General features: G+C 72.0%; 14 protein-coding genes. 2 read left to right on the forward strand and 12 right to left on the reverse strand.

Annotation, left to right across the window (positions count from 1 at the left end; all coding sequences use genetic code 11):
- Window positions 1-96: 96 nt before the first annotated feature.
- The 8 genes from ACXKZF_RS01265 to ACXKZF_RS01300 all read right to left on the reverse strand — a co-directional run bounded on the left by ACXKZF_RS01265 (window position 97) and on the right by ACXKZF_RS01300 (window position 9433).
- A complete protein-coding gene (locus tag ACXKZF_RS01265; RefSeq protein WP_488985155.1) occupies window positions 97-1320 on the reverse strand; it encodes an MFS transporter in 1224 nt (407 codons plus the stop codon).
- Window positions 1321-1444: 124 nt separating this feature from the next.
- Window positions 1445-2224 (reverse strand): creatininase family protein, encoded by a 780-nt coding sequence (locus ACXKZF_RS01270; protein WP_488985156.1) that lies wholly within the window; start codon window positions 2222-2224, stop codon window positions 1445-1447.
- Window positions 2221-3552, reverse strand: coding sequence for an FAD-binding oxidoreductase (locus tag ACXKZF_RS01275; protein WP_488985157.1), 1332 nt, complete (start codon window positions 3550-3552; stop codon window positions 2221-2223). The genes ACXKZF_RS01270 and ACXKZF_RS01275 overlap by 4 nt, the downstream gene beginning before the upstream one ends.
- A 203-nt stretch (window positions 3553-3755) precedes the next feature.
- The gene (locus ACXKZF_RS01280) at window positions 3756-4931 is read right to left on the reverse strand and encodes a hypothetical protein (RefSeq protein WP_055959726.1); all 1176 of its coding nucleotides are present in this window, start codon (window positions 4929-4931) and stop codon (window positions 3756-3758) included.
- Window positions 4932-5038: 107 nt separating this feature from the next.
- A complete protein-coding gene (locus tag ACXKZF_RS01285; protein WP_055959723.1) occupies window positions 5039-5929 on the reverse strand; it encodes an ABC transporter permease in 891 nt (296 codons plus the stop codon).
- Window positions 5926-6702 (reverse strand): ABC transporter ATP-binding protein, encoded by a 777-nt coding sequence (locus tag ACXKZF_RS01290; RefSeq protein ID WP_055959721.1) that lies wholly within the window; start codon window positions 6700-6702, stop codon window positions 5926-5928. The genes ACXKZF_RS01285 and ACXKZF_RS01290 overlap by 4 nt, the downstream gene beginning before the upstream one ends.
- Window positions 6703-6731: 29 nt before the next feature.
- On the reverse strand, window positions 6732-8000 hold the full coding sequence (locus ACXKZF_RS01295) for an amidohydrolase family protein (protein WP_488985158.1): 1269 nt from the start codon (window positions 7998-8000) through the stop codon (window positions 6732-6734).
- A gap of 245 nt (window positions 8001-8245) precedes the next feature.
- Window positions 8246-9433 (reverse strand): glycosyltransferase, encoded by a 1188-nt coding sequence (locus ACXKZF_RS01300; RefSeq protein WP_488985159.1) that lies wholly within the window; start codon window positions 9431-9433, stop codon window positions 8246-8248.
- A 252-nt stretch (window positions 9434-9685) separates the two neighbouring features.
- Here ACXKZF_RS01300 and ACXKZF_RS01305 point away from each other — a divergent pair, with 252 nt between their 5' ends.
- Entirely contained in the window at window positions 9686-10912 is a 1227-nt protein-coding gene (locus tag ACXKZF_RS01305; protein WP_488985160.1) for a glycosyltransferase, read from the forward strand.
- Window positions 10913-10915: 3 nt separating this feature from the next.
- Entirely contained in the window at window positions 10916-11935 is a 1020-nt protein-coding gene (locus ACXKZF_RS01310) for a glycosyltransferase (protein ID WP_055959713.1), read from the forward strand.
- Window positions 11936-12016: 81 nt separating this feature from the next.
- Here ACXKZF_RS01310 and ACXKZF_RS01315 read toward each other — a convergent pair whose 3' ends face one another.
- From ACXKZF_RS01315 to ACXKZF_RS01330, 4 genes are read right to left on the reverse strand one after another with little or no spacing between them, the layout of a single operon-like run.
- Window positions 12017-12964, reverse strand: coding sequence for a PDR/VanB family oxidoreductase (locus ACXKZF_RS01315; RefSeq protein ID WP_055959711.1), 948 nt, complete (start codon window positions 12962-12964; stop codon window positions 12017-12019).
- A complete protein-coding gene (locus ACXKZF_RS01320) occupies window positions 12961-13593 on the reverse strand; it encodes a helix-turn-helix domain-containing protein (RefSeq protein ID WP_055959709.1) in 633 nt (210 codons plus the stop codon). The genes ACXKZF_RS01315 and ACXKZF_RS01320 overlap by 4 nt, the downstream gene beginning before the upstream one ends.
- Window positions 13590-14903: an amidohydrolase family protein gene (locus ACXKZF_RS01325; RefSeq protein WP_488985161.1), complete on the reverse strand. Its 1314-nt coding sequence runs from the start codon at window positions 14901-14903 to the stop codon at window positions 13590-13592. The genes ACXKZF_RS01320 and ACXKZF_RS01325 overlap by 4 nt, the downstream gene beginning before the upstream one ends.
- On the reverse strand, window positions 14900-15889 hold the full coding sequence (locus tag ACXKZF_RS01330) for an XdhC family protein (protein ID WP_488985162.1): 990 nt from the start codon (window positions 15887-15889) through the stop codon (window positions 14900-14902). Before ACXKZF_RS01330 ends, ACXKZF_RS01325 begins: the two co-directional genes overlap by 4 nt.
- Window positions 15890-15940 lie beyond the last annotated feature (51 nt).

Genomic DNA, 15940 nt, shown 5'->3' on the forward strand with positions numbered 1-15940 from the left:
TCCGGTCGCGCGATGCTGCCGCGGCCGGTCGTGGACGCTCGACGGCGGGAAGGGAGCACGCCGTCGGGGGTATCGTCCCGCGGTCAGGGCATCGGATCAGGCGGTCGCGCCCCGCCGCCGCAGGCGCAGCAGCGCTTCGCCCGCCGCGGCGATGATCGCGGCCAGCCCCAGCGACACCGCGATGGTGGTCAGCGCGGCCGCGGGGCCGGTGGCGTCCAGGGCCGCTCCCGCGATCACGCCGCCGATCGGGACGCCGAGCGACATCGCCGCCGTGGGATAGGCCAGCGTCTCGGTCACCCGTCCTTCGGGCGCGCGGGCGGATGCCACGAGGATCCCCGACACCATCACCGGCGACACCGTGAGTCCGAGCAGCAGGATCACCCCGAACAGCGGGAGGACGGCCTGCTCGGCGACGGGCAGGGCGAGCGAGACGACCGCCGCGATTGCCGCGAACAGGATGAACCGGGCCGCCGGAGACAGTCGCCACGAGCGGGCGCCGGTGACCACCGAGCCGATGGCGATCGCCACGGCCAGGGCGCTGAAGGCGGGACCCGCGAGCCAGGGGCGTCCGTCGACCTCGGCCCAGCCGACCAGGCTCACGTCGAACGATCCGAAGACGCCGCCCAGGGCCACGCAGGCCAGGGCGATCGGCACGACGCCGAGCGGGGGGAGAACGATGCCGCGCGGACGCTGCGGGATGCTGCGGGCGGGTTCGGTGCCCCGCTGGGCGGCGAGCCAGACGCCGCCGACCACCCCGAGCCCGAGCGAGCCGAGCATGGCCACGGCCGGATCCAGGGCCGCCGCCACCGCGGTGATCGCGGGCGGCCCGCTGATGAACACCATCTGATCGCCGATGGTCTCCAGCGCGAGCGCCGGGGTGCGCTGGGAGGGCGGGGCGAGCATCGTCCACCGCGCGCGCACGGCGGAGGTGAGGTCGGGGGTCGCCGCCCCCGTGAAGAATGCGGCGACGAGCCACGTCCAGAAGGGCGCCCCCGACAGCACGAGCGCGAGCAGGACGGATGCCGTGAGCACCAGGCATCCGAGAGACACCAGGATGACGCGAGCCTGGCCGTACCGGTCCATGCGCGACGACCACAGCGGAGCGGCGATGGCCATGCCGCCGACGAGCGGAGCCACGACGATGCCCGCCGAGGCGAAACTCCCCGTGGCCGACGACACGAGCAGGATGATGCCGAGCGAGAGGGTGGCCCGCGGGAAGCGCGCGAGGATGCCGGCGGCGACGAAGCTGCGGGCCCCGGGCAGCCGCAGCACCTGCCCGTACGCACGGACGCCCTGTCCGGTCTCGGCGGCGACGCTCATGCGCTCACCGCCGGGACCACGGCATCCGGCGCAGGGGTCGCACGCCTCAGGCGGAACGGGTGCCCCTCGACCGATTCGCCGTCTTGGTGCCGACCTCGCCGGTGGTGTGCGCGCCCCGAGAAACTCACGCGGTGTAGTCGAATCGGCTGATCTCCTCGAGCGCCTCGACGACGAACGACACGCTCTGCTCGAACAGCTCCGCGCCGTGCGCGGCGTTGGCGCCGGTCGGGTCGCCCAGTACACCGGTCGGGCCGAAATCGTTCGACAGCCATCCGAAGGTCACGGGCTTGGAGTTGAAGCCGATGTGGCGGAAGTCGCCGATGTGCGCGGGGACGGTGGCCTCGAACGTCGAGGGGTCCACGAGCTCGGGCCGCAGGTGCATGATCATGCTCGTCTCACCGTGTCCCGCGTGGATGCCGGTGCCGTGCTCGTTCGGACCACCATCGGTGCCGTCGAACGAGGGGACGCGGGCGGCTGGCATGAAGAACGTGCGCAGACCGAACCGGCGACGCAGCTCCCGGTTCGCGACGTTCAGCAGCGCGACGTTGCCGCCGTGGCCGTTGAGGAACACGAGCGTCCGCGCGCGGGTGGTGAGGATCGAGCGGCCGATGTCGACGACGGTCTGCAACATGGTCTCGGGCGTCAGCCACAGCGTGCCCGGCGCCCACGAGTGCTCGTCGGACTTCGTGATCGACAGCGTCGGCAGCTGCCAGACATCCAACCCCTGCGCGGCGGCGCGCGCGACGGCGGCCGTGGCGGAGGCCTCGGCGACGATGGCATCCGTCGCCAGGGGGAGGTGCGGGCCGTGGTGCTCGATCGCACCCGTGGGGAGCACGAGGATCGAGTTCTCGGTCAGTGCTTCGGCTGCGGCGGGGCCGCTGAGCTCGGCGAGGAGACGGGTCATGAGATGATCGCTCCCTTGCGTGCGCCGGTGTAGTCGGGGTTGAGCTTGCCGGGGTTCAGCAGCCCGTTCGGGTCGGTGAGCGCGGCGGTCTCGGCGGTCTGTTCGACGTTGAAGTCGACGTTCCACTGATGCGGGTTGTGCACGCCGACACCGATCGCGTTGAGCTCGGCGATGCCGCGGTACACGTCTTCTTCGCTGACGTAGGGTGCGGCGAGCATGCCGATCGGGAAGGCCTTCGTCGACTCGATGTGCAGGTGCGAGCCCGCGAACACCGCCTCGACGGCCTCGATGTCGTCCGCCAGCGGGGCGCCGGCGACCTCGAGGTGGAATACCTCGTGCGACTGGCTCTTCTGGTACCACTCGATGGGGTGGTTGTAGCTCAGCATCGACAGGCGGATGCTCGCCTGCGGCCCCTCGCGCACGGCCTCGACGCGGCCCCCTGCACCCTCGATGAGCGCGGTAACGGTGTCGATCTGGCCGGCGTCCAGGATGACGCGCAGGCTCGACCGGCCCTCCGGGATGGCCTCGTCGGCGGGGAGGGATGCCGAGATCTCGGGGCCGTCTCCCGACACCAGGCGCGGAGCGGGGTCGAGGTTGCCGATGGTCTGCACCACCGAGAGGGTTCCGGCGAAGTCGGGGAAGCTCGCCCACAGGCCCCGCCACTCGCGGAGCGGCTCGAGCCGTACCGTCGCGCGCACGATGACGCCCGCGGTGCCGTAGTTGTGCACGTACTTCTGGGCCTCGTCGCCCTCGAAGTGGTGGATCTCGGCGCTGCCGTCGGCGTGCACGACGTCGAGGGCGGCGACGAAGCCGCGGTCGTTGGAGCCGTGCTCGATGGAGCCGGTGCCGCCGGAACCGCCGGAGAGGAAGCCGCCGATCGTCGACTGCGCGGTCGAGGGGTACATCCACAGCGCCTGGCCCGCGGCCCACGCCGCCTGTTCGAGCAGCACCATCGGGGTGCCGGCTTCGGCGGTGATGTAGCCGTCGCCCACCTCGACGATGGCCTTGGCGCGGGTGGTGTCGATGACGAGACCGCCCTGCATCGGGATTCCCTGGCCGTAATTGCCGGTGCCCTTGCCGCGCACGGTGATCGGAACACCGTGACGGGATGCCGCGGCCACGGCCGTGGCGATCTGCTCGGCGTTCGCGGCGAAGACGACGAGGTCGGCGAGGCCGAGGGGAAGCTGCGCGGCGATGATCGGCGACATGGGGGAGCCGTCGACGCTGGCGCGCTCGCGCACGCGCGGTTCGGCGCTGACGGCGGCGGGGCCGAGCAGGTCGAGGAGTTCGTCTTCGAGGGAGAGGACGCGGGTGGCGGTGTCGCTCATGGGGTGTGTCTCCGGGTGGAACGGGTGGGGATGGATGCCGGGGGTCGGGGGTCTCACGTCCGGGGGTTCGCGAGCTGCATTTCGCTGACGACCGCGCTGCAGGGTGCAACCGGGGTGTCAGCGAGATGCGCTCTCGCGACCGATGACGACGGGGAGGGGCCCGGAACGGCCCGGCCCGCGCGAAGCGGACCGGGCCGCAGCCGTCAGAACGAGATCGAGGTGTCGACGAACTCGTTCGTGTACAGGTCGGCCGGGGTGTAGCCGGCCGCGGGCGGGGTGCCGAGGTCGGTGTACACCTTGCTCGCCTTGTCGAAGAAGTCCGCGAAGCGGTCGTCGTCGAAGTCGCCGTAGGTGGAGTTCGTGCCGTTGCCGACGAGACCGAGGTCGACCTGCGTCTTGACCGAGTAGTCGGCGACGCCCTGCGTGTAGGTCCAACCGGTGGCGTACTGGTCGACGAGGTCGAGGATGAGGGCATTGGCCGCCGACGGGTCGGCGTAGTAAGCGACGCCGGCCTTCTGCAGCACGGGCACGAGCTTCGTCAGGCACGGCGACAGCTCCTCGAAGTCGGCGGCCTTCACCGACACCGACGACTGGTAGGTCTGCCATCCGGCGTCGTGGATGAGGGCGAAGTCGACGGGCTTGCCCCACGCCGAGACTTCGTTCTGGTACACGTAGGGCTCGGCCGAGGCGAAGCCCTGCTGCATGTCCTTGCCACCGGCGGCGACGAAGTTCGACGGGGTGCCGTCGTACGAGCCGTCGAGGATCGAGGCATCGGCCAGCCCGGCGCTCTTGAGGTACTCGATGTACGCCGAGCCGTCGAAGTAGCGCCACACCCCGCCGTTGGCCGAGAGGGCGGCCTTGACGTCATCCACGCTCTTGACGTCGGGGTAGGTGGTCGGGTCCCACATGACCATCGTCGGGCTGATGTCGAGAGGGGCGAAGACGGCCTTGGTCGGGGTGGTGTCCGAGAGCTGGATCGCCTCGTCGGTGCTGATGTAGCCGAGGGTGATGGCGTCGTCCTGGTACATCTGCGCCGAGACGGTCTGGAAGCCGATGGCGGGACCACCGGCGCGGAGCTCGAGGTTGACGCCGGTGAACTCGCCGTCCGACATCAGGGGACCGGTGACCGCCTTGGTGTTGGCGTCGATGGTGTAGTCGTCCTTGATCATCTCGTAGAGGTGACCGTGCTCGGCTTCGGGGTTCCAGTCGGTCTGGATGACGATGGTGGCGGGGCAGTCGGCCGACAGGTCGACCGAGCCGATCTCCATGTCGGCGGTGGGCGCGGTCTCCGCGGCGCTGCCGGCGCAGGAGGTCAGGGTGAGGGCGATCGCGACGGCGCCGGTGACGGCGGTGCCGCGGACGAGGGTGGAGCGCTGCATGCTGGTTCGCTTTCTGTGACGGGGGTGGTGCTCTCGGGTGCGGGTGTTTTCGGGTGCGACGGATGCCGCCGCGGTGCGTGCGCGGCATCCGAGAGGAGTGGTGCGGGTCAGAGGGTGCTGTCGTACCAGCGGCCGACGGCCACCTTCGACATCCAGCCGAAGAGGGCGAAGATCGCCACTCCGAGGAGGCACGCCGCGAGGATGGCGGCGAACAGCTCGGCGCTCTGCAGGCGCGACTGGTAGTTGGCGATGAGCGAGCCGATGCCGGGCTCACCGCGACGGAAGAAGTAGTCGCCGACGATCGCGCCGATGACCGACAGGCCCGCCGAGGTCCGCATGCCGACGAAGATCGAGGGCAGGGCTGCGGGGAGGGTGAGCTTGGTGAGCACGGTCCACTTGTTGGCTTTCTGCAGGCGGAACAGCTCGCGCTGCGACTTGTCGACCGACTGCAGGCCGAACAGCGTGTTCGACACCATGGGGAAGAGGGCGATGAGCACGCAGACGATGACGCGGGCGAGGAACTCGTAGCCGAACCAGAATCCGACCAGCGGCACGAGCGCGAGGATCGGGATGCACTGCAGCATGACGGCGTAGGCGTAGGTGGAGCGTTCGACCCAGCGCGCGAGCGACATCGCGATCGCCCAGCCGATGCCGAGCACCATGGCCACGAACAGGCCCGTGAGGGCGACGCCGGTCGTGCGGAACAGCGCGATCCAGATGTCGGCACCGACCTGCGGGTCGAAGAACCCGAGGGTGAACATCTCGTGCGGCATGGGCATGAGGAAGCCCTTGCCCGATGCCGCGAGGCCGATCGAGATGGCGTACCAGCCGCCCAGCAGCACCACGAGCACGGCGAGGGGCGGACCGAGCGCGAAGGCGCGGGCTCCGAACCGGCCGCGGGCGGTCGCGGTACGTGCGCGCGGCGTGGTGGGCGGGGGAGTGGATCCCGTGGGCGCGGACGACGTGGCGACGACCGGCTCTGCAGACGTGGTGCTCATGAGTGTCCTTCCCGAAGGGCGTGGGAGACCTCGCCGACGAGCTTCGCGTATTCGGCCGTGTAGCGGATCTCGGGGTCGCGGGGCATGTCGAAAGGGATCTCGAAGGTGTCGACGAGGTGACCGGGACGCCCCGACATCACGACGACCTTGGTGGAGAGGTAGATGGCCTCGGAGACCGAGTGGGTGATGAAGAGCCCGCCGAACTTCTGCGCGACGAAGATCTTGATGAGCTCGTCGTTCAGGCGTTCGCGGGTGATCTCGTCGAGCGCGCCGAACGGCTCGTCGAACAGGAAGAGTTCGGGGTCGAGCGTGAGCGAACGCGCGAGCGACGCGCGCATCTTCATGCCGCCCGACATCTGCTTGGGCAGGTGCTTCTCGAAGCCGTTGAGCCCGACGAGGTCGATGGCCCACTGCGCCTTCGGGGTGCGGACGCGCTTGGGCTGCCAGTTGAGTTCGGCGAGCAGTTCGACGTTCGACTGCACGTCGCGCCAGGGCAGGAGCGTGGCGTCCTGGAAGACGTAGCCGATGCGGTCGGTGTTGACGGTGGCGACGCCCTCGGTCGCGGTCTCGAGCCCCGATGCGATGCGCAACAGGGTCGATTTTCCGCAACCGGAGGGGCCGACGACGCTGACGAATTCGCCGCGGTTCACGGTGAGGTCGACGCCGGAGAGGGCGGTGGTGCCGTTGGGGAACGTCAGGGCGACGTTGCGGAAGTCCAGGATCGGCGCGGTGGGATCCGCGACGGATACCGGGGCGGGAGAGGCCAAGGTCACGGGGGCGCTCACTTTCCGTTGGGGGCGGGTTACGACGCCGTCGCGGGTGCGGCGGAGCGGGTGGGGACGGGGAGGGCGACGGATGCCGCGGTCTCGGTCGAGACGGTCGTGCGGCTGACGAGTCGGCCACGGTGGATCACGACGCGGTCGGCACTGGCGAAGGCGACGGCCTCGCCGAGCGAGTCCGCCTTGATGGCGACGAGGTCGGCGCGGGCTCCGGCCGTGGGACCGGCGGCCGCGAGGCCCATCACATCGCGGGCGCCGATGGTCACGGCATCCATCGCGTCGGCGGGGGCGAGGTGTCCGGCGCTGACGAGGAGCGAGGCGGTCTCGAGGTGGTCGCAGCGCCCGACGGGGTTGAACGGGTCGCGCACGTTGTCGGCACCGGCGGCGACGCGGACACCGGCGGCCTTGAGGCGGCCGATCGGTGCGATGCCGCGGGGGATCGCGCGATCGACGCCCCATCCCTGCAGGTAGAGGTTCGTGATCGGCAGCGCGATGATGCCGATGTCGGCGGTGCGGATGCCGTCGGCGAGCACGTCGAGTTCGGCCTCGGCCATCATGCTCAGCCGCACGCAGTGGCCCGCGGTGCGGGGGCGGTGCCAGCCCGTGACGGCGGTGGCGTAGGCGGCGAGGGTGTCGAAGCCCGCGAGGCTCTCGTCGGTGTGCAGGTCGAGCCCGACGTCGCGACGGCGAGCCAGTGCGATGAGGCGCTCGAGGTCGGCGATCGGGTCGTCGGCGAGGTGCGGGGCGCCGCCGACGAGGTCGACGCCCGCGTCGAGGGCCGCCTCGAACACCTCGTCGGGCACGGTCGGGCCGCCGAGGGCGACCAGCTCGATGTCCATGAGCCCGGCGAGCTCGGCGCGCAGGCGCACGAGGGCGCGGACGCCCGTGAGCGCGTCGTCCCCGCGCAGCAGGTCGACGTGCGTGCGCACCGCGGTGATCCCGGATGCCAGCATCCGCCGAGCCGTGGAGCGGGCGCGAGCGAGCGTGTCGTCCTCGTCGAGGGTCATGGCGTAGGCGTGCCAACTGTCGATGGCGCGTTCGAGGTCGCCGAACGGCGGCTGGATGGCATCCCACGATTGCGACTTGTCGAGGTGCGCGTGGGGTTCGGCGCCCGCGGCGGTGACGAGATACCCGGTCAGGTCGAGGGTCGCCCCGTCGGTCTCGGGGAGGGGGCTGCCCGCGGGCACGACCGCCAGCACCTCGTCGCCGTCGAGCGCGATGTCGACGAGGTCGCCGGAGGCGAGGCGCACACCCCGCAGGGCGGCGATCGAGACGGGTGGAACGGCGGACACGAGGGCCTCCGGTGAATCGGGATGACGAGAGTCGAGATGAGCGCCACGGCGACGGGGCGAGCCGCCTGGGCGGCTGCGTCAGTGTTGGTGTGACCAACATCCGGCGATGGTCCGATGCTAGGAACCGCGCGTTTCCGCCGTATTTCTCGCGCGTGACCCTCGTGACAAAGTTGTCGGACAGGTGCCCTTCCGCGCGCGCGGAGCGCCCCGCACTCGCGCCCGTGGGTGTCGCGTTCGGCGCGCGCTCAGCGACGTCGCGCGAAGATCTCCCGGGCGTCGGCGTACACCGTGGTGATGCGGTCGACGTGGGATCCGAAGTCGAGTGCGGTCGCGCTGGCGGCGGCCCCGCGCGCCAGTCGCGCGCGAAGGGACGCGTCGCGGGCGATGCGCCGCAGCGCACCGGCGAGGGCCTCCGCGGTCGCATCCGCCGACACGAGACCGTTCTCGCCGTCGCGCACGAACGATCCAGCCGCCTGCGGGGTCGCAACCACCGGACGGCCCATGAGGAGGCTTTCGGCGATGACGAGGCCGAAGGTCTCGGGCCAGAGCGACGGGAAGACGAGCGCGGTGGCTGACGCGATCAGCGCGGCCTTGGCATCCCCGTCGACCCACCCGGCGTACGTGACCAGGCCGGCAGCGGCCGCGTGTTCCACCGCCGGCCGCTCCGGACCGTCGCCGGCGATGACGAGTTCGGCGTCGACACCGAGCAACGCCCACGCCCGCAGGAGGAGCGAGACGCCCTTCGCCGCCTGGAGCTTGCCGAGGAAGACGAAGCGCGGGCGCACCGACGGATCGACGGGAGGCGACGCGGCGGCGGGGGCCGGCCACCCGTGCGGGACGACCCTTTGCTCGACACCGTCGCGTGGCATCCCCAGGACTCGATGGCGCGCCAGTGTGCGCTCGCTCGGGAACACCAGGATGCTGGCGTGACGCGCGGCCCTCCAGATCGCTCGGGCCCGGAGCCGCTGAACGTCGCCGAGGTCGTCGGGCTCGAGACCGTCGCGGATGGTCGTAGACGTCGTGTCGACGAGACAGTAGTCGTGCGCCGTGTGGACCACGGGTGAGAGTCGCGCACGCAGCACCTGGCCGCCGAGGCCCTGGAATCGGTGAACGTGGACCAGTCGACCGGGTTTCTGCACGTCGAGCACGAGCGGCGTGGGGGCGAGGGCGCCGATCAGGTCGAGGGAGTGGAAGAGGATCTTGGCGGCGGGTCCGCCGCCGTGCTGATCGGGGCGATAGGGCCGGCGCACACGGACGGTGCGCACTCGGACGCCGGCCCGATTCGCCCGTTCCACCGTGAGCGGGTCGGTCCACGCCGTGACGATCTCGACGTCGTCACCCCGGCGTGCCTGCTCCGTCGCGAGGGCCAGCACGTACGATTCAGCGCCCCCCAACGGGGCGATGAAGCTGCTCTGCACGTGGGTGATGTCCACCGCGGGTCCCTTCTCGGGTGGGCGTCCGGCCGGGCCGAACACTACGGGCTCGCCCGTGTGCGTCCGGGCGATCGCCTGACGGAGCCCCGCCCCGCCGCCCCGGTCGGACGGTGGGCTCACCCCTCGGTGGGCCCCCGTCCGCGATGGCGTTCACCCGGTCCGCGGCGTGCGAGCTCAGCCCGCCACATGCCGACGTCACCCGCAGAGTGTGAGTTCGTCGCCGCTCATCGCACGTCGACGGGAAGGATGCACGTGCAGATCGTCAGCGTCGCCCCGGTCGTCCCGTTCGAGGCGATTCCGCACGCCGGCGGACAGTACTTCCTCCGGCACCTGCGCGCTCTTCGAGCACTGGGGCACGAGATCACGGTCGTCGCTCCCGCCACGGCCGACAACCGCGCGGCGGCGGCGCTGACCGTTGCGGAGTTCGCGAGCGTCCTCGTCGACATCCCCGCGCCGCCCCGGGGGTTCCGCCGGGTCGTCGCCGTCCTCGATCGGCAGCAGCAGCGTTTCTTCCCCGTCCGTCCGGTGCGGCGGCTGCGAAAGGCGTTCGCCTCGTCCGCCGAGCTGCACGCCCTCTTCTTCACCGCCGACGTGGTCGAGTTCCAGTGGACCGAGATGGGGTGGCTCGGCCGCGGGGTGACGACGCGGGCACGTCGGGTCGTGTTCGCACACGATGTGCTGCTCCAGAGTGCCGAGCGCTTCCTCGGGGCGAGCGCGGGTCGCTTTCATCCCCGAGCTCTGGTGGCGCGCTGTCGTCTGACGACCGTGCGCCGCGACGAGCGCCGGGTGTACGCCGAGGCGGACACGGTGCTGGTGTTCAGCGGGAAGGATGCCGCCATCGTGCAGCGGGCGTCCCGGTCGGCGGAGGTGCGCGTCGTGCGGCCGCCGCTGGCGGAGGCGCTCCCCGCGCCCGCGGCATCCCCTCCCCTCCGCGGGTCGATCCTCTTCGTCGGAGCCTTCGACCGCTCGGTCAACGCCGACGCGGCGCTGTGGATCATGCGCGAGATCGCGCCGCGCGTCCAGCGCCGGCATCCGGATGCCCGATTCGTCTTCGCGGGCGCCCACCCCACCGTCGAGATGCGCGACGAGGCCGCACGCCGCCCCGGGACCCTCCTCGTGACCGGCCGGGTGGAGTCGCTCGAGCCGTATTACGCCGGTGCCGCCGTGGCGTTGATCCCCCTCCGCGCGGGCGCCGGTGTCAAGTTCAAGACCGTGGATGCCATGGTGCGGGGGATTCCGATCGTGTCGACGTCCATCGGGGTCGAGGGGATCGTCGACGACACCCTCTCGGTGTTCGCGATCGCGGACGACGCGGCCACCCTGGCCGAGGCCGTGAGCGCTGCCCTCGACGACCTGCCGGCCGCCCGCCTCCAGGCGGAAGCCGTTCGGCGCATCGCCGTCGAGGAGTTCTCCGCCGACCGTTTCCTGCACACCCTGGCCGGCATCTACGGCCCCTTCAACGCCCCTGTCGAAAGGTGAACCGTGGCTGCTTCCTCCCCTCCTCGCGTCATCGGCGCCACCGTCACCTACGGCTCACGCGCGGCCTCGTGCCTCGCGACCGTGGAGGCGATGCGTGCCGCCGGCGTGACGGCGGTCGTCGTGGTGGACAACGGCTCGGTCGCCGCCGCGCAGAGGGATCTGCGGGAGTACGCCCGGGCACACGAGCCGCTCGTGCGCTACCACCGGTTGGGGCGCAACGAGGGGTCCGCGCCGGCGTTCGGTTTCGCGATCGCCCGCGCCCTGGAGTCGGATGCCGACTACGTCTGGCTGCTCGATGACGACAACCTGCCGCAGGGCGACGCTCTGTCGATCCTGCTGGAGGAGGACGGGGCCCTGCGCGCCGCGGGCGACGATCTGTGCGCCGTGGCACCGACGCGCGCCCCCAGCGCCGAACCGGACGATGTCGCTGAGGCCCGGCGCGTCGAGCAGGCCCGTGAGCATCCGCGCGAGGATCGGTCGTTCGCCGGCGTCGAACTCGCGCTGTTCGCCCGCCGCGCGCTCGAGCGCATCGGGCTGAGGCGTCCTCGGATGGGGGAGACGGGGGCGGATCTCTCCTACGCGCCGTACGGCGGGCTGCTCGTGCGCCTCGACGTGCTGCGGCGGATCGGACTGCCCGACGCAGACCTGGTCCTCTATGGAGACGATCTCGAGTACACGTCTCGGATCGTGCGCGCCGGCGGCCGCATACGGCTCTCCCGCGACGCGATCGTGGTCGATCCCCGCGGACAACGGTGGATGCCGCCCGGCTTCGAGGTCCTGGCGATGTTCCGGTCGACGAATGACGCCCTGCTCTACTACTCGATCCGCAACCGGATCCACAGGGAGCTACGGACGGGACGGCGTCGCAGCGTGGCGCGAGGGGTGAACGCGGGTCTTTTCTGGGCGCTGTGTCTGCTGTGCACGGTGATCACGCGGCGTCCGTCGAAGCTGCGCGTGCTCCGCGCTGCGGCCGCCGACGCGTGGGCGGGACGGCTCGGACGACGCGTCGAGCTCTCCGGGTGAGAGCCAGGGGCGCGAGGGTGAACCGGCGGGCGATTTCGTCACCATCCTCCGCCCGAGCAGTCGATCGCGCGGCCCGGTCGCTCACAGCTCCAGCGTGATCCGATCGCACGCGGCCCGCGAGACGCACACCATCATCGTGCGGTTCGCCGCCTGCTCCTCGGGCGACAGCACCGAGTCGCGGTGCTCCACCTCGCCGTCGACGATGGCCACCTCGCACGTGCCGCACGTGCCGACCCGGCAGCTGGAGGGCACGATCGCCCCCGCCTCCTCGATCACGTCGAGCACCGAGCGCTCGGGCGGGACGGTGACGGTCACCCCCGACAGCATCAGGTCGACCTCGAACGGCTCCGTCCACACCGGCGGTCCGAGCACCTTCGCCTCGAACCGCTCCACGTGCAGGCTCCCGCCCGGCCAGGCGGCCATGGCATCCTCCAGAGCCTCGAGCAGACGCGCCGGTCCGCACGAATAGACGACGGTGCGCGCGACCGGCGCGGCGAAGCGGGCGGCCAGATCCAGGCGGCGTCCCTCGTCGGCGGCGTACACCTCGACCCGCTCGCCGTACCGCTCGGCGAGGTCGTCGGCGAAGGCCATCGTCCGGCGCGAACGCCCGGCGTACAGCAGCGTCCACGCCGCCCCCGCCGCCTCGGCGGCCTCGATCATCGGCAGGATCGGCGTAATGCCGATGCCCCCCGCGACGAAGACGTACGACCGGCCGGCCGTGGGCGCGAACAGGAAGTGGTTGGCGGGCCCGCGCACGCGCAGCGACGCCCCCTCGACGGCGTTCTCGTGCAGCCAGACCGACCCCTCGCGCTCACGCAGCACGCCGATCCGCCACGTGCCCCGCTCGGCGACGGATCCGCACAGCGAGTACTGCCGCTCGAGACCGCCGGGCAGCACGACGTCGATGTGCGCGCCCGGCGACCAGTGCGGCAGCGTGCCGGCGGTGCGCTCGAGGTCGAGCAGGACGATGCCGTCGGCGGCATCCCGTCGCGCGCGCACGACGACGTCGAACGTCACGCCGCCGCTCACGCCCCGACCCCCGCCTGATCGTCGGCGCCGCCGCCGTTCACCAGGTCTTTCACGATGAGCAGGCGATAGGTCGCGCCGTCGGGCGAGTGCCACCGGTGCGGCGTGCCCGAACGGCAGTAGACCGAGTCGCCGACGTGCAGGGTGCGCTCGCCGTAGACCCCGAACGAGATGACGATCGACCCCTCGAGCACGGTGAGGAACTCGTCTTCCTCGTGCACGTAGTGGTCGCCCGGCGCGGAGTTCGAGCCGGTGAACTCGAGCGGCTCAAAGCGCCGCGCACCGGTGGCGAGCAGGCGCGCCGTGCCCTCGGCGTAGGGGCCGATGACGCCCTCGTCGGCGGCGACGAACGACGGCTGCGCGTCCTGATCGGTGCGCGGGGGTTCGGATGCCGCGATGAGCTCGACGCGACTCGTGCCGAGCGCCCGGGCCAGACGTTCCAGGCTCGCCATGCTGGGGCGCGCGAGGCCCCGCTCGAGCTGGCTCAGGAACGGGTGCGACAGCGTCGCCGCCTCGGCGAGCTGGGTGAGGGTCAGACCGCGCGCCTTGCGGAGGCCCCGCAGGTGCGCGCCGAGCAGTTCGTCGCCGGTGGGAGCGTCGTCGACGTCGATCGCGGGGGCCATGGTGGTCATCGTCGCACTCTCTCGAACAGCTGGGCGACGATGTCATGCTCGTCGGCGGTGGTGAGTCGGCCCTCGTCGACGACGACACGTCCGCCGACGACGACCGTGCGCGGGCGGCGCCCGGGGGAGGCCCACAGGAGCCCCGCGACCGGGTCGGCTACCCCCGCGTCGGCGACCCCCGAGACGTCCCAGACGCACAGGTCGGCGGCCGAACCGGGGGTCAGTCGTCCGAGTTCGGGTCGGCCGAGGCCCTCGGCGGAGCCGGCGGTCGCCGTGCCGAGCACCTCGGATGCCGGCAGCTGCGGCCCGACGAGGGCGGAGACCTGCATCGCGAGGCGCGCATCGGCCAGCAGATGTCCCGCGTCGTTGCTGCCGCCTCCGCTCGTGCCCAGCCCTACGGCGAGTCCCGCGTCGAGGAGGCGCCGGACGGGCGCGACACCCCACCCCATCGGCACGTCGCAGCCGGGGGCGTGGGTCGCGGTGACACCGGATGCCGCGAGGCGGGCGATCTCGTCGTCGGTGACGGCGCACAGGTGGGCGAGGGTGACGTCGGGGGCGAGCCACCCCCACTCGTCGAGCAGGTCGATGGGGCGGGAGCCGTAGCGCTCGAGGGCGATGTCGACATCGACGACCTCGTTCGCCTGTGTGCGTCGGCGCAGGCCGTGCATCGCTGCCACCTCGCCCAGCAGCGCGAACGTCTCGCGGGGATCACTGTGCACCCCCGCGGGCCCGACCGCGACCTGCAGCATCCCGTCGGCGGAGACGCCACCGTGGACTCCGGGCAGGAGCGCGCGCACGATGGCGTCGGCCGAGGCGGCCGCCTCCTGGGGATCGTCGCGTGCGGCGCCGCGCACGAACACCAGGCGCGCACCGAGCCCTGCCGCCGCCCCCGCCGCGGCCCGGGCCATACCGACGGTGTCCGCACCGCTCGGCCAGGTGAGGTGGTGATCGGCGACCGTGGTCACCCCGCTCAACAACGCCTCGGCGAGGCCGGCGCGGGCGGCGAGACCGGTGAGCTCCGGGTCGACACCGGCTGAGGTGTACGCCGAGGCCATCGCGGGCAGCCACTCCCGCATCGGGATGCCGCGGGTGCCCGGAAGAGTGCGGAACGCCGTCTGAAGCAGGTGGTGGTGCGCGTTGACGAGTCCGGCGGTGACGACGCACCCCGTGGCATCCACTTCCGTCGCCCCCGCGCGGTCCACCCCCGCGAGGTCGATGCTCTCGACGATCGTCCCGTCGACGCAGACGACGTCGCCGGTGCGCACGCGGCCGGTGTCTTCGACGACGGCCAGGGCGCCGCGCACGACGAGAACGCTCACGCCGTCCTCACCGCGCACGAGAGCGTCGCGTCGCCCGGGGTGGCGGCGTGCCCCACGGAACCGTGCAGTCGGGGCCCGCGCACCTCGCGGAGCGGGCGGGCGTCGGCGCGGTTGCGGGATGCCACGATCTCGGCGATCACCGACAGGGCCGTCTCCTCGGCGGTCGCACCGCCCAGGTCGAGGCCGAGCGGGGAGTGCAGTCGCGACAGTTCTGCGTCGCTCACCCCTGCCGCTCGCAGCAGTGTCGCGCGGCGCGCGACGGTGGCGCGCGCGCCCATCGCGCCGACGAAACCGACCGGCAGACGCAGGGCCGTGCGCAGCGCGGGCACGTCGAGGCGCTCGTCGTGGGTCAGCACGCATACGGCTGTGCGGGCGTCGGGCGAGGGGAACCGCTCGAGGAACTCGTGCGGGGCGGCGACGACGACCTCGACGGCGTCGGGAAAACGGTCCCGTGTCACCAGGAGGGCCCAGTCGTCGCAGACCGTCACCGCGAACCCGGCCGCGGAGCCCAGGCGGCACAAGGCCGCCGCGTGCTCTCCGGCGCCGAGGATGATCAGACGCGGAGCCGCCGGGCGGTGCAGGTCGAGTCCGTCGCCCTCGAGGTCGAGGTGCAGCGTCGCCTCCGCGCCCGCACGCGCGGCCATCAGCGCCGGAAGCGCCGCGGCGGCGTCGATGCGGTAGGCGACCACGTCGACCGCGCCGCCGCACGCGAGCCCCGCGGAGATCGGCGTCACGGTGCCGTCGTCGGTGAATCCGAAGCGCGCGCGTCGCACCCGGCCGGTACGCAGAGCATCGAGTCCGAGCATGACGGCGTCGCTTTCGACGCACCCGCCCGAGATCGACCCGATCACCCGCGCGTCCCGTGTGACGGCGAGTGTGGCCCCGACGCCGCGCGGAGCGCTGCGCACCACACCGGTCACCGTCACCGCCGCGACGGGTACGCCCGCCTCGAGCAGCGGCACCAGGTCGGCGGCCAGATCGAGCATGTCTACGACCGTAGTCGGGGTGTGTTTCGCGCGCGCTACGCTGTCGTCACC

The organism is Microbacterium sp. ABR10, from assembly GCF_057812175.1.